This window comes from Stenotrophomonas sp. 93052_Sma (genome assembly GCF_056481145.1).
Window position 1 is genome coordinate 3,765,001 of the sequence record NZ_CM151134.1, and the last position, 13,948, is coordinate 3,778,948.

13 protein-coding genes and 2 pseudogenes are annotated in these 13,948 nt (G+C 61.4%); 5 read left to right on the forward strand and 10 right to left on the reverse strand.

The features are described 5' to 3' along the window. Together ACZK2V_RS17710 and ACZK2V_RS17715 are read left to right on the forward strand one after the other, a co-directional pair. On the forward strand, positions 1–927 hold the full coding sequence (locus tag ACZK2V_RS17710) for an NAD(P)/FAD-dependent oxidoreductase (protein WP_033961688.1): 927 nt from the start codon (positions 1–3) through the stop codon (positions 925–927). Further along, a complete protein-coding gene (locus tag ACZK2V_RS17715) occupies positions 924–1,601 on the forward strand; it encodes a class I SAM-dependent methyltransferase (protein WP_028624273.1) in 678 nt (225 codons plus the stop codon). The genes ACZK2V_RS17710 and ACZK2V_RS17715 overlap by 4 nt, the downstream gene beginning before the upstream one ends. A 67-nt stretch (positions 1,602–1,668) precedes the next feature. Here the strand turns inward: ACZK2V_RS17715 and ACZK2V_RS17720 are convergent. Further along, a pseudogene (locus ACZK2V_RS17720) lies at positions 1,669–2,616 on the reverse strand (IS110 family transposase); the annotation flags it as partial. A 373-nt stretch (positions 2,617–2,989) separates the two neighbouring features. Here ACZK2V_RS17720 and ACZK2V_RS17725 point away from each other — a divergent pair. Next, the gene (locus ACZK2V_RS17725; protein ID WP_028624272.1) at positions 2,990–5,638 is read left to right on the forward strand and encodes an AAA family ATPase; all 2,649 of its coding nucleotides are present in this window, start codon (positions 2,990–2,992) and stop codon (positions 5,636–5,638) included. Between the two features lie 117 nt (positions 5,639–5,755). Here the strand turns inward: ACZK2V_RS17725 and ACZK2V_RS17730 are convergent, their stop codons facing one another. Together ACZK2V_RS17730 and ACZK2V_RS17735 are read right to left on the reverse strand one after the other, a co-directional pair. Continuing rightward, positions 5,756–7,039 (reverse strand): hypothetical protein, encoded by a 1,284-nt coding sequence (locus ACZK2V_RS17730; protein WP_028624271.1) that lies wholly within the window; start codon positions 7,037–7,039, stop codon positions 5,756–5,758. A 13-nt stretch (positions 7,040–7,052) separates the two neighbouring features. Beyond that, positions 7,053–7,573, reverse strand: a pseudogene (locus ACZK2V_RS17735) (TIGR02391 family protein). On the opposite strand from ACZK2V_RS17735, the gene ACZK2V_RS17740 reads away from it, so the two are divergent. Next, the gene (locus ACZK2V_RS17740; protein WP_486323357.1) at positions 7,518–7,841 is read left to right on the forward strand and encodes a hypothetical protein; all 324 of its coding nucleotides are present in this window, start codon (positions 7,518–7,520) and stop codon (positions 7,839–7,841) included. The pseudogene ACZK2V_RS17735 and the gene ACZK2V_RS17740 sit on opposite strands and share 56 nt — an antisense overlap. Positions 7,842–7,890: 49 nt before the next feature. On the opposite strand, the gene ACZK2V_RS17745 is transcribed toward ACZK2V_RS17740, so the two are convergent. The 4 genes from ACZK2V_RS17745 to ACZK2V_RS17760 all read right to left on the reverse strand — a co-directional run bounded on the left by ACZK2V_RS17745 (position 7,891) and on the right by ACZK2V_RS17760 (position 10,661). After that, on the reverse strand, positions 7,891–8,193 hold the full coding sequence (locus ACZK2V_RS17745; protein WP_028624269.1) for a helix-turn-helix domain-containing protein: 303 nt from the start codon (positions 8,191–8,193) through the stop codon (positions 7,891–7,893). Then, complete coding sequence (locus tag ACZK2V_RS17750) at positions 8,177–8,560, reverse strand: type II toxin-antitoxin system RelE/ParE family toxin (RefSeq protein WP_028624268.1); 384 nt, start codon at positions 8,558–8,560, stop codon at positions 8,177–8,179. The genes ACZK2V_RS17745 and ACZK2V_RS17750 overlap by 17 nt, the downstream gene beginning before the upstream one ends. A gap of 139 nt (positions 8,561–8,699) precedes the next feature. Then, on the reverse strand, positions 8,700–9,899 hold the full coding sequence (locus tag ACZK2V_RS17755) for a tyrosine-type recombinase/integrase (RefSeq protein ID WP_028624267.1): 1,200 nt from the start codon (positions 9,897–9,899) through the stop codon (positions 8,700–8,702). Between the two features lie 243 nt (positions 9,900–10,142). Continuing rightward, positions 10,143–10,661, reverse strand: coding sequence for a hypothetical protein (locus tag ACZK2V_RS17760; protein ID WP_032130057.1), 519 nt, complete (start codon positions 10,659–10,661; stop codon positions 10,143–10,145). A gap of 111 nt (positions 10,662–10,772) precedes the next feature. On the opposite strand from ACZK2V_RS17760, the gene ACZK2V_RS17765 reads away from it, so the two are divergent. Continuing rightward, positions 10,773–11,144 (forward strand): hypothetical protein, encoded by a 372-nt coding sequence (locus ACZK2V_RS17765; RefSeq protein WP_148099972.1) that lies wholly within the window; start codon positions 10,773–10,775, stop codon positions 11,142–11,144. A 292-nt stretch (positions 11,145–11,436) separates the two neighbouring features. Here ACZK2V_RS17765 and gcvH read toward each other — a convergent pair whose 3' ends face one another. From gcvH to ACZK2V_RS17780, 3 genes are all read right to left on the reverse strand, one after another. Next, positions 11,437–11,832: a glycine cleavage system protein GcvH gene (gene gcvH / locus ACZK2V_RS17770; protein WP_005410701.1), complete on the reverse strand. Its 396-nt coding sequence runs from the start codon at positions 11,830–11,832 to the stop codon at positions 11,437–11,439. Positions 11,833–11,925: 93 nt separating this feature from the next. Continuing rightward, positions 11,926–13,038, reverse strand: a complete 1,113-nt coding sequence (gene gcvT / locus ACZK2V_RS17775) for a glycine cleavage system aminomethyltransferase GcvT (protein ID WP_125895566.1) — start codon at positions 13,036–13,038, stop codon at positions 11,926–11,928. A 475-nt stretch (positions 13,039–13,513) separates the two neighbouring features. Next, positions 13,514–13,948, reverse strand: a complete 435-nt coding sequence (locus ACZK2V_RS17780; RefSeq protein ID WP_154264209.1) for an NfeD family protein — start codon at positions 13,946–13,948, stop codon at positions 13,514–13,516.

The window sequence follows — 13,948 nt, forward strand, 5'->3', positions numbered from 1 at the left end:
ATGCACCACGACGTCATCGTCATCGGCGGGAGCTATGCGGGCATGGCCGCCACCCTGCAACTGGTACGAGCGCGCAGGTCCGTGCTGGTGATCGACGCTGGCGAGCGGCGCAATCGCTTTGCCAGCCATTCGCACGGGTTTCTCGGCCAGGATGGCGTCCCTCCCGGCGAGATCGCGGCGAACGCACGTCGCCAGCTCGAAACCTATCCGACGTTGACCTGGCTCGAAGGCCGGGCCGAAGCCGTTTCAGGGCAGGTGGACGAATTCACTGTCACGACGTCCGATGGCGTACCGCACCAAGGCCGCCGCATCCTGCTGGCCACCGGCGTGGCCGACCAGTTACCTCCCATCGCCGGACTCGCAGAGCGCTGGGGCAAGGCGGTCTTCCATTGCCCGTACTGCCATGGCTACGAACTCGGCCAGGGCCGCATCGGCATCATCGGCGCCGGACCGCTGTCCGTCCATCAGGCCGAACTGCTCACCGATTGGAGCGATGTGACCTTGCTCGTCAACAGTGCCGTGGAACTGAGTCAGGAGGCCAGGGCCACTTTGGAACGCCGGGGCGTGACGATCGAGGAGGCACCCATCGACAGGATTGACGGGCATGCCGACGTGGCGATGACCGACGGACGGCTGTTGCCCTTTGCGGGCCTGTTCACGGCGACGCGCACCGTTCCTTCCGGCTCTCTGGTCGAAGCGATGGGCTGCGCGCTGGAAGAAACGCCCCTCGGCATGCAGGTGCGCACCGACGCCGAGAACAAGACTTCGGTGCCGGGTGTGTTTGCCTGCGGCGATGTGGCCCGGGCACCCCATTCAGTATCGCTGGCCGTGGGCAATGGCGCCATGGCCGGCGCCCAGGTGCACCGCTCGCTGCTCTGGCCAGAGACCGTCCAACCCGTGCAACAAGAGAAGGCTGCCGCCTCATGACCCCGTTCACGTTTTCCGGCACGACCATCGTTTCCAGCTATGCCGAGAACGCCACGCGAATGGTGCCCGGCCTGCGCGACTTGCCGAAGATGGCCGGCGCGCTGCTGGCCGAGCGTGTGCCGACCGATGCGCGCATCCTGGTGCTGGGTGCCGGCGGTGGGCTTGAGTTGAAGGGCTTCGCCGAGATGCAACCGGGTTGGCGCTTCGATGGCGTGGATCCGTCGGCCGAAATGCTCCAGTTGGCCCACACGACCCTGGGACCTCTCGCATCCCGTGCGCGCTTGCACGAAGGCTATATCGACACGGCTCCCATGGGACCGTTCGACGGCGCGACCTGCCTTCTGACGCTGCACTTTCTTCCGCGGGCCAAACGCCTGGAGACCTTGAAGCAGATGCACGTGCGACTCAGGGCCGGCGCTCCTCTGGTCGTCATCCATCACAGCTTCCCCAACGAAGGTCCGGACCAGGACAAGTGGCTCCAGCGCAACGCTGCTTTCGCGGTCGCCTCCGGAATGCCTTCGGCACAGGCCGAGAACATTCGGGCGCTCAAGGAGCGATTGCCCGTACTCTCGCCGGAGCAAGATACTGATCTGCTCAGCGAGGCCGGATTCACGCACATCGAGTTGTTTTATTGCGCATTCACTTTCAAGGGCTGGGTCGCGTACAGGCGATGAACGACTGAGCCCCCCGGCCGCGTTGTGGCACGATGTGAGCCTCCGCATCGTCCTGGGCAGTTGCCGCCGTTTCTTTCCAAGGCCTGCCGGTTCTCACCATGGCATTCAGAATGATCAGCAGCTTGCGCATGCAAGCCACGATGGCGACCTCTTTGGGCTTGCCTGCCGCCACCAGCCGCTCATAGCAGGCTCGGATCAGAGGGTTGTGCCGCATGGCTACGATTGCCGCCATGTAGAGGGCGCTGCGCACCGTTGCCCGACCACCGCAGATCATTCGCTTGCCGCGTGACTGGCCCGAGTCCCGATTCATTGGCGCGACGCCGACCAGTGAGGAGATCTGCTTGGCCTTGAGCTGCCCCAATTCTGGAAGCTCGGAGATCAGCGCAGCCGTAGTCGCCGGCCCAACGCCTTTGACGCTCTGAAAGAGCTTCGTCAGACTGACTTGATATTTGGCGAGATGCGCTGCGATGCTCGCGTCGATGTCCTGAACCTGGCGCTTCAGGATGTTCATCAGTTCGATGATCCCAGGCTGCACATCCGAGTGAGAGGCGTACTTGCGCTGACGTTCACTGACTTGCAAGCGGACAAGCTGCCTCCGACGGGTCACCAACGCATGCAGGCGCTGCTGCGTCTCATCTGCCATCGGCCTGGTGAGGCGATCCCGGTCTGGGCGTTTGTCGATCACTTCGGCCAGCTCTGCCAGCATCAGCACGTCGACGCGATCCGTCTTTGCCAGCCTGCCCATCGCCTTCGCGAAATCTCGCGCCTGTCTGGGATTGACTACCGCCACCTGGAATCCTGCGGCTTGCGGGGCGCAGGCACAGGCACAGGCAAATTGGTAGCGGCCAGTGGCCTCCATGACGACGAGTGAAATTGGTTGTCTCCTCAGCACTGCCACCAGGGCCTGGTGGCCCTCTTGGTCGTTACTGAAAACGGTGGCTGCGCCATCCCTCCCGATGGCTACATCAAGTGTGTTCTTCGAGATATCGATACCGACGACTATTCCATTGGCCATGATCTCTATGCCCCATCCTTGCAAATGCGAATGTGGTTCCTGCAACTGTTCGGGCTTGCAGAGACCAGTCGCAGACATGCGCTCAGGACTGACGCACGGGCTTGGAAGCACCGAGGGATAACGAGCTACATGCTGCGGCCCATCACCGGTGCCAAACGGCACCGGGCGTGAACGGCCCTCCGATCACGTGGAATGGAAGATACAAGGGATCAAAGCCGGATGGCCGCGATTTGGCACCAAGCGCGGGGCGCAGCCCGTGAACCCGACGGCGGTAGGCCGGGACGCTATCGCACTGCGGAATTGCCACAATGAAATGCAACAGATCGTTAAAATAACGTCATATCAAGGAAAATACTGAGGCAGGGAGACGGTCATGGCTATATTGCAAGAGATATTGGTTTGGACCCAGGGAATTCCCGCGTGGCAGAGCGATGCAATTTCTCGCTTGCTGGCGAAACAAACACTGACACCGCAGGACTACGAGGATTTGTATGCCTTGCTCAAGCTGGCACACGGAATCCCTGACCCAAAGAATCGTCAACCTCAGCCACTAACCGCCGACCAGATCCCAGCGAAGGTTAAGGCGACCACGCACATCGAGCTGCGGGCCATCAAGAATCTGCTTAACGTCAACGCAATTGCCGAGAATCAGCAGTTGGCGGTGGGTTCGGCGGGCATGACTGTCATTTATGGCGACAACGGATCCGGCAAGTCAGGATATTCGCGCGTTCTTAAGCGTGCCTGCCGCGCTCGCGATCAGTCCGAGCCCATTCATCCCAATGCCAATCTGCCCGGGGCCAAGGCAGGTAATGCTCAAGCATCCTTCGATATCACGATTGACGGTGCCGTCAAGGAAGTGACTTGGCACCAAGGGAAAGAGGCTCCACCAGAGCTTTCTTCATTCGCTATCTTCGACGCGCATTGCGCCCGGGCATATTTGGATAGTGAGGATGACTTCTCCTACGTGCCGTATGGTCTTGAAGTATTCGAGACGCTCGCCAAGGTCTGTCAACAGCTTAAAAACTCCGTTGAGCAGGAACACAAGCAGTCGGCTGTAGACCTCGCCGTATTCGCCCCGCTGCACGGCGAAACAGCCGTCGGCAAGCTGATCACGGGGCTCTCCGCGAAAACGACCACGGCTCAGATTGAGGCACTTGCCACTTTGAAGCAGGAAGAGCTTGAGCAGCGGGAAACGCTGGAGAAAAGCCTCAAAGAGAACAACCCGAAGGAGAAAGCCGGTCTCTTGCGTTTGCGCGCACGCCGCATTGCGGCGATCGCCAAGAATGCAGCCGATAAAGGACTTGTCGTCGGCCCCGAAGCCATCGCCAAGTTGAAGGCGCTGGCTGATAGCTTCCGTACAGCACAGGTCGCCGCCGCCCTTGCAGCGAAGAATTTCAAGGAGGGCGAAAATCTGCTGCCGGGGACTGGCGGAGAGGCGTGGCGGGAATTGTTTGATGCCGCCCGGAAGTTCGCGCTTGAAGCTCATCCAGATAAACAGTTCCCTGACTTGGGGACGGATGCCGCATGCCCGTTGTGTCAGCAGCCTCTGGCTGCGGGCGCAGAACGGTTGCTGCGATTCGAGGCGTTCATACAAGCGGAAGCGGAAAAGACGGCGCAAGCGCGGCGCCAAGCGCTTGCCGCCGACTACCGCCCATTTGCGGCCTCCGTCATGGTGTTGAACTTTGATGAGGCGACGCAGGCGGAAGTAGCGGAAATCGACTCACCGCTAGTGGCCGACACCAAGACTTTCGAGGCCGCACTGTCGGCGCGGCACGAAGCAATCAAGGCAGCGGTCGTCTCGCATGACTGGACGGGACTGGATCAGGCCCTGGTCAGCCCAGCGGATCGACTACAGGTGCTCGCTGACAAATTGAATGCGGAGGCGGAGGCCCTGGATAGAGCCTCGAATGAAGAAGCTCGCGCTGTGTTGCAGAAGCAACTAGGCGAGTTGGATGCGCGCGTAAAACTCAGTCAAGTTAAGGAGGCCGTGGCTACGGCAGTGACGAAGTTGGTGCACCAAGGGAAACTGAAGAACTGCCTGACTGCGGTCAGGACAAACGCTATATCCCTCAAAGCATCGGAACTCGCGGAAAAGGTGGTCTCCAAGGAACTGGCCGATGCGTTGAACTGGGAATTCAAAGCACTGGGCGTAGGGAGCTTGAGAGTTTCGCTGCAAAGCCGTGCCGACCGAGGGAAGGCGCTGCACAAGCTGAAACTGCAACTGCCGCAGGTTCGTAGTCCGGGTGAGATTCTGAGCGAAGGCGAGCAGCGTGCCATTGCGATCGGCTCGTTCCTCGCCGAGGTGGGATTGAGCGGTGGGAAAGGCGGAATCGTCTTCGACGATCCAGTCTCGTCCCTAGATCATCGTCGGCGCGAGCGCGTGGCCAAGCGCCTGGCCGCTGAAGCGGTGCAGCGGCAGGTCATCATCTTCACGCACGACATCTATTTCCTCTGTCTGCTAGCCGAAGAAGCAAAGCAAGTGGGTGCGGCAGTGGTCACGCAGAGCCTGACGCGGCGTGCTGAAGGCTTCGGCATAGCCGACCCGGAATTGCCGTTCGAAGGAAAGAACGCGAGCAAGCGCATCGGGGTGCTGAAAGCACAGCAGCAAGCAATCGCCAAACTGCACAAGGAAGGCAACGAGCAAGAACATCAAAGGCAGACGGTTGATGCGTACTTCCGCCTGCGCATGGCATGGGAACGCGCGGTGGAAGAAGTCCTCCTGCGAGAAGTCATTCTCCGCTTCCGAAAAGGTGTGGAGACACAACGGCTCGTCGGCGTGAGTGTGGGCGACGATGACTACGCGCAGGTCAACGCGGGAATGAGCAAGTGCTCCAACTATGCCCATGACAAAGCGATGATGGGCGGTGTTGCTATTCCTGATCCAGACGAACTGCTCACAGACATCCTCGCGCTGGAGAGCTGGCGTGCACAGGTTCACAAGCGTTCGGAAGAAACCGCCAAGAAGCGCAAAGCAGGGCCGCCGATTCCCGCAGGAGCTGGCGTGCAGGTCGCTCCAGCCTGAGCCAATTGGATCAAGCGCACAAGAATCAGGCGAGCGATCACGAGCCAAGCCAGCAGCAACGCGGCAGTATTGCCTTCTGGAATCGGTTCATCAGGACCGCGCGAGGCGGAAAGGTCGTCACGCCTCTTGGCTTGTTTCCACATGATTGCGGTGCAGATCTGAAACCACCGCGATCAACCTGTTGATCGGCTCGGCCAGCCGCTTCGGCAATACACGGTGCTGGGTATGGGTTTTCAGATCGGCAATCCAGCGGTGCGCCACCCACACGTCCTCTTCGGGGTGGTGGTTGTCCACGCCGTTGCAATACTTGTAGCCAACGAGCGCATCCGTGTGCGACAGCAGGATGCGCGCCATCGTCATGTGGAAGCGATGGGCCTGGAGGTCCGCCGGGCTTCTGGGGCGCGGGAGGGTCAGCCGAAGGCATCGCTGGGCGTTGAACTCACTCCAGTCAGGGCCAACGACCTGCCCCGCGCGTTCAAGCATCTTGCGCGACTGCTCGTTCTTGCCGTTGACCAGCGCAACGGCGACCGTACCCTTCGAGTACTCCAGCTTTTCGGCGAGCAGGTTCATCCAGCGCACCAACTTGTTCAGGGTCTGATCGTCGGCGAACACAAGGAACTGATGGCGTTGCTCGTCATCCAGAAACGCCGGCAATTGCGCGTAGAGGGGGTACAACAGATCGTGGAGATAGATGTAGGTTTGCCGGCGTCCTTGCTCGTGGCTCTGCGTGGTTGCGGTTAGTACCCGTTGTGCCCACTCGGGCGTAAGTTCGTCCAGCACCATTTCGGTGATGTCGATGGAAATCAGCGGAAATCCGAGCGACTTCCCGATTAGTGCCTTGCGCCCGTCGAAGGCGTGGCCGAGTTCGATTTCAACGCCACCCAGTACCATCGGCTCGGTTTGAACAGGTGGCCCAAGCACGGCAACGTCGAGCCGGAATTTGCTGCCGAATGGCGTTTCCAGAGGATGCTCGGTTGCCACTTGGTCGGCACCGAGCAACATGTTGCCTTCCAACGGATAGTCCGACGCATCCGCATCCTTGAACGCCCAGGGCATCGCAAGCCCGGCACTCAAGCGCCGGGAGAGCTCGGCCGCGACAAGTTCTTTTGCCCGCCGGTGTTCGGGACTTTCCTGGACAGCGTGCCACCGACTGGCTTCTTCATCGTCAAAGTGCGCTTTGGGATTAAAGGCGTGCTGAGTCGGAAGCACACGAAAATGGGATCGCCGACGCAGTTTCCCACTTTCAAAGGAAGGGCTAACCCATGTCACCATCTGCCGCGATGCGCCGGGAGACACTAGAGGCCAAAGCTTGCGCGCATGCTCCCGGCTGCGAACGTCGCGCGCAGCGATCGTGGTCTGGAAAATTCCTTTTCGAGAGAAGACAACGATCGCCTCGTCCATTCCTGTCTTGCCCCTATTGCGATGCGGCAGCGAACTTCGTGGTGCCATCCAGCTTGCGGTGAATCAGCGATACCAGCGTCAAGATGTCCAGCGCGTCCTGTTCGGACATGGGCCAATTCGTCTTGGGTGCATGGGCCAGCGGATTGCGCACAGCACCAAACAGTCCGATCAGCAGGTTGGCAAAGCCTTTCTGCTCGCTTTTTCGGACTCGGTGGCGAGTGGTCCCAAAGCGAGAACAGGCTGCTGGCCCGCGAATGCCTTGTTCACCAGATCCGCGCCATCGCTGTTCAGGCCTGATAGCAGGCGAATCCGTTCTGCAACGCCTTTCGTTGCCTCAAACACGGCATGGAAGTAGTTTTCGTCCAGCAACTCGGCGCGGCAGTAGCTCAGCACTTCCGCATGAACGACACGGCTTTCCAGTGCGGCCTTGAGTCGTCCTGCACGGGCGCGCGGCATCGAGCGTCGTGGCCTTGTCGGCATGCCCGACCTTGCCGTCTTCGCGCATGTAGAAACCGGAGAAGGCCAGGACGACATTGAGTTCGTCGCGCCGCCAAGTGAATGTCACGGGGTCGCGGGCGTAGTTCACCGGGTTCATAGCGCGATTGATGAACATGATGAGATGGTTCCCGATCTGGTGCCGGTTTTGCGCGCCAGCCAGCGCATTGAACAACCGCTTCCATTTGGTAATGCCGGGCGACGTGTCGGCAACCTCGATTTCTTGCAACAAGCGCTCGATCTGCGTTCCACTCAGGCCCCGTTCGGTATCTGCAAGCACACGGCAAGCGGCTTCAAGATGCTGTGAGCTGAAAGGATCAATTCGCGTCGCCAATGTTTATCTCCCTCGTCAGGCATCAGATGATGGCCTGCAAGCCCTTGTCGGCGATGACGTTTAGCAGCTTGAGTGCCGGGCCGGTGGGATGGGTTTCGCCTTGCTCCCACTTGCGCACAGTCGAGGCCGAGGTATGCAGGTGCAGCGCAAACACCGGCTGGCTGAACTTCAAGGCTTCACGCAGGCGCTTGATGTCAGCAGCGCCAAACTCCCGCACTGGCGGCGGGCAAATCGCGTCGAACTCGCGCATCGTCACCTTGCTGATCGCTCCGGCTTCGTGGAGCGCCGCCAGGTCGCCGCGCAGCGATTCAATGATCTTGCTCACAATGCACCTCCAGTAAAACACCCGACTGCAACGCCTTCGACAAGGCTTCGGCAGGCAGTTCCAAGAACACCTTGCCGGCGAATTGCAGCGCCTTCTTCTCGTCCTGCGTGATGTTCGCCTTGTCGCTCTTAGGGAACCCATGCAGGAACACATAGCGGCTGCCAATCTTGGCCGACAGCAACGTGCGATAGCTGCCGCTCTTGCCTGCGCCAGGGCGGGCCACCCGCTTCTTGTAGAGGAAGCCTCCCAAGTCCGCGTCGATCAGACCGCTTTCCATCTCCTGAACTGCCTTGCACAAGGCAGCATCGGGCAGCTTCTCGCCCGACTGCCACCGAGCAAAGTCCTTGCGCTTGAGGATGGGCGTCATATCGACCTCCAAACTATACCCGTAACGGGTACACTTTTCAAGTTGGCGCGGTGAGGCCGCCCCGGAAGGGGCGGCACACCCGATTGTCGTGATAGCAACACGACAATCGGGGCTGGCAAGGCGGGAGCATGGTCGCCGGTCACGCCGTCGCCTCCGCAGCGCGGGATACGCCTGTGATCGTCTTGCGCCGATTTGCCACCAAATCAGCCGCTTCGCGCACCGGTTTGTCCTCTGTGTGGACGTAGCGCATGAACATCGCCACGGTCTTGTGCGCCGTCAGCGCCATGCCGACCTTCACCGGGATGCCGGAATTGGCAATGTCCGTCGCTGAACGGTGACGGATGCCGTGCGTGCCCACATGCGTCACGCCTGCAGCTTTGAGAGTGCGGCTCCAACCGTTGTAATACTCGCCGTCGGTCAGATGCCGATCAGGGTGACGCGGAGACGGTAATACATGGGGCGTCGTAGCATTGCGAGCCGCCGTCGAAAGAAGCCGATAGGCTTCTTCGCTCATGGGCTTGGACATACCGCCTGTCTTGCTGTCAGGCCACACCACCCGCCGGTTTTCCAGATCAATCCAATCCCATTGGAGTGAGACGATCTCAGAAAGGCGAGCGGCAAACTCGAATTGCAGGCGGATGGCCAACGGGATCACAGCATGCTCCAGGCCTTCCACCTCCAACTGGCCAAGGTAGCGAAACAACTTGCCCATTTCCTCGTCGCTGATCAGGTGAGTCGCCTTGCCGTTGGGGTACATCGGTACATGACGGCATGGGTTGGTGCCGTCAGGGCGATAGCCCCATACCTCGGCCAAGTTGAACATCTTGCGCATCACGCTGAACGTGCGGTTCGCATCGGCGGGCTTGTGCGCCATCTTCTTCATCATTGAAGCGACATCGGGCCGCTTCAGATCCTGCACCTTCAAGCGGCCAAGCATCGGAATGATGTTGCGATCAATGACGCTCTGGTAGCCTTCCTGCGTGCTCGGCTTGTTGCGCTGGCTGGAGTAGTCCTCCATGAACTTGATACACAGTTCCTTGACGGTGGGTGCCTGACGCGCTGCAGCCTTCTCTGCGGCAGGATCTCCACCCCGGCGCACTTGCGCCAGCCACTCCTGGGCTAGCGACCGGGCTTGTTCGACGGTCAGCTCTCCATACAGTCCCAAGGCAGGTTTGCGCCGCTCTCCGGCGTTTGTCCGGTACTGGAGCATGAACACCTTGCGGCCTGCCGGGGTGATCTTGCACAAGAAGCCAGGAACCAGGGTATCGCGCAGTTCGATGGGCTGAGCTTGGGCTTGTGCCGCATCGACTGCGGACTTGGTGAGTTTGATTTTCGCCATGATGACTCCTCGGAAGACCCGATTTCCAGGAGCCTGTTGGGAGCCAAGCGGGTGGAAGCCGGGTCAGGTTTCAGAAAGCACCGGCATATGATGAATCTGCCTAAGTTATTGATAAACCTGCTGTATCGAGCAACGGCGTAGCCCAGCGAAGTTCGGTGCTGGAGTCATGGTGAAATAAAAAAACCCCCCTCCCCGCTGGGCAGTCAGGGAAGGGGGTTTCAGGATGCGGCTATCGGGAAGTACTTAGATCAGCGGCGCCGGGGTTGCCGGCAGAGCGACCGGAGCAGCCTTCTTCTTGCGGGCGGCCGGCTTGCGCTTGGCAACCTTCTTCGCTGCCTTCTTCGGGGCAGCCTTCTTGGTCGCCTTCTTCGCGGTCTTCTTTACTGCCTTCTTGGCGGTCTTCTTGACGGCCTTCTTGGCAGTTGCCTTCTTCGCGACCTTCTTGGCCGGCTTGCGGGCCGTTGCCTTCTTCGCAGTCTTCTTGGTGGCCTTCTTGGCTACCTTCTTGACGGCCTTCTTCGCGGTCTTCTTGACGGCCTTCTTGGCAGTGGACTTCTTGGCTACCTTCTTCGCCGCCTTCTTCACTGCCTTCTTCGCAGTGGTCTTCTTGGCGACCTTCTTCGCAGCCTTCTTCACTGCCTTCTTGGCGGTCGCCTTCTTCGCGACCTTCTTCACTGCCTTCTTGGCAGCGGCCTTCTTCGCGACCTTCTTCACCGCTTTCTTGGCGGCGGGCTTCTTCTTCGCAGCTTTCTTGGTTGCCATGGGATGGCTCCTCGTCAGTGATAGGGAGTTGAAACGCCCAGGTGGATCAAACCCGCGGATGCTGCGTGCGGGGACCGCCGGCGCGTCAGGCGCGCCGTTACGGATGCGGCAATGCCCGCCTCGATCGGCGGAGCGGACATCGGAACGGGAGTTGCCTTGCATTTCTCCGGGGGAAGCGGGGCCATGTCCACCGTCATCAGGGTCGCGGTGGTCTTGAAGGGGCTGCTTCGCATCGGACGATTGATTCTGCGCACTCGGTTGGGCAGGCAAGGTCTGCTGAGGCGAAACCTAATCACGGTTTTTTTTACTGTCAACAACCCCCGCGAAAAATTTTCACATCCGCGCCATCCCGGACGCCGCCCTCGCCACCGCCGTGCGCGCCCTGCAACGACCATTGAAGCGGCGCGCACGCGCGCCGCATACGACGAAGTCGATGCGCTCTCTGAACAAAAAACACTTGAAATAAGCACTCTGCGCAGATAGGCACATGTTCCGGACAACAGCGCGCGTGCATCGCCGGTGGTCACCGGCACCGTCGCCAACGCCAGCACAACGGGGCCGCAACGGGGGGCGAAAAGTTTTCACATTCGATCGCTTCGGCGCGGGGCGGAAACGCGGATTTGCGCAAAACTGCGCACGCTGATCGGCACCGTTCGTCTGTCGGCTGATGCCACGCCGAGGGTGCAGAGCGAACCCGCCGTCATGAGTCCGACGCACTCGCCAAAACAAAAACGGCCACCCGAAGGTGGCCGTTCCAGAACCCGGAAGTGACGACTCAGTGGTCGTCGTTTTCCAGGGCTTCGGCATACGCGTCCGGATCCAGCAGTTCGTTGACCTCTTCAGCGTTGGTCAGTTCGACCACGAACATCCAGCCTTCGCCGTAGGCATCTTCATTGATGGTTTCCGGCTTGTCGGACAGCGCCGAGTTGACCTCGACGACCTTGCCGCTGATCGGGCTGTAGACGTCCGAGGCGGCCTTCACCGACTCGACAACGGCGATCTGCTCGCCAGCCTTTGCGTCGGCGCCGACTTCCGGCAGTTCGACGTAGACCAGGTCACCCAGCAGGCCCTGGGCGTGGTCGGAAATACCGACGGTGACACGGCCATTGCCTTCGACACGGGCCCACTCATGGGACTTGAGGAACTTGAGGTCGCCGGGGATCTCGCTCATGGGACTGCTCCAGAGATATGCAGGGGTGGAAAAAACGGGGCTAGTGTAACCAACCGGCCGCCACTGCTGTCAGTGACGATCGGCAGTTTCGGATCAGGCGTCGGCGAGCACGCCGGGCTGGGCCTGGCCTTCGCGCACGAACGGGAACTTGACCACGCGCACCGGCACCTGCCGGCCACGGATGTCGACGGTGACCTCGCCGAGTTCACCGGCCGGCACACGGGCGAAGGCGATGCCCTTGGCCAGGGTCGGCGAGAAGGTGCCGGACAGGATCTCGCCCTGGCCGCCGGCGGTGGTCACCGCCTGGCCGTGGCGCAGTACGCCCTTCTCGTCCATCACCAGGCCGATCATCTGGCGTGCGGTGCCAGCGGCCTTCTGCGCTTCCAGCACCTCGCGGCCGATGAAGTCGCGGCCTTCGTCCAGCGACACGGTCCAGGCCAGCGCCGCTTCGTACGGGCTGATCTCTTCGTCCATGTCCTGGCCGTACAGGTTCATGCCGGCTTCCAGGCGCAGCGTGTCGCGTGCGCCGAGGCCCGCCGGCTTCACGCCCGCCGCCAGCAGGCGGTTCCAGAACGCGACCACGGCGTCCTGCGGCAGCAGGATTTCGAAGCCGTCTTCGCCGGTGTAACCGGTACGGGCGACAAACAGTTCGACGCCGTCATCGGACTGCACCTGCAGGGCGGCGAAACGGCCCAGCTTGGCCAGCGCTGCGCGATCGCTTTCGCGGGCCAGGCCGATGACGATGTCGCGCGCCTGCGGGCCCTGCACGGCGAGGATGGCCAGGTCCGGGCGCTGCTCGACGGTGACGCCGAACGGTGCAGCCTGCTCGCGCAGCCAGGCCAGGTCCTTCTCGCGGGTGGAGGCATTGACCACCATGCGGAAGAAATCGTCGCCCAGGTAGTAGACGATCAGGTCGTCGATGACGCCGCCGCGCGGATTCAGCATGCACGAGTACAGCGCCTTGCCGGTCACCTTCAGCTTGTCGACCGAGTTGGCCAGCAGGCGGCGCAGGAACGGCTTGACCTGGTCACCGCGCAGGTCGACCACGGTCATGTGGCTGACGTCGAACACACCCGACTCGCGACGAACGAGGTGGTGCTCGTCGAGCTGCGAGCCGTAGTGGATGGGCATGTCCCAACCCCCGAAATCGACCATCTTGGCGCCGAGGGCGCGGTGAGTATCGTTGAGCAGCGTCTTCTGGGTCATGACCGGGTCCGGCAGCAGAGGAAACAAGAATCCCCATTATCCCAGATCGGTCGCCCGCAGGTCGCGCCGCAGCGCAGCGGGGTGTTTGGCCGGCCTGCGGCCGGCGCCGCTTTCTACAGCTAGAGCGCAAAGCCTGAGTTCATCGGCTCTGGATTGACTCGGCCTGGGCGGGTCGGAGCGAGTGCTTTTGCTCTTTGCTCTTTTTTCTTTTCCGTGGGCTGGACGCGCACGGAAACTGTCGGGGGTCGGGCGGGTTGGGTTCGCGGGACCGTTGCGCCATCGAGCCCCCATGGGTGAGGGCGCTTTGCTTGCGAAGCACTGCTTCGCAAGCGACCGAACGCGCAGCCGCCAGCGGCTGGGCCGGACCGCGGAGCGGGGTCTACGGCGTGTCCCGCGAACCCAACCCGCCCGACCCAGACACATGAACCGACTTCCGCGACTAACCACGAGGGGCTCCGCCGTTGGCTGGGAACCCCTAGGCCACCGCTTCGACCAGCAGCGTGCTGCCCTGAACCGCCACCACCCGCACCCACGTACCTGCAGGCAGCTCCGGACCGCTCACCTGCCAGGACGCATCGTCAATGCTGACCCGTCCCTGGCCACCGACGATGCCCTGCTGCAGTACCACCTCCCGGCCGACCAGCTGCTCGGCACGGCGGTTGAGCAACGGCGCATCGCTGGGCCGTGCCCGCGGCCTCCCCCAGCGCCGGTAGCACTGGATCGAGACCACACTCAGCAGGACGAAGGCGATCACCTGCCACAACAGTGGAATGTCGCTGAACACCGCAACCAGTACGAACACTGCCGCCGCGCCAATGCCGATCCACAGCATGAACGCACCCGGCGCCAGCGCTTCTGCCGCGAACAGCAGCAGCGCCAGCGCGCCCCAACCGACGACTTCCCAGCGCAT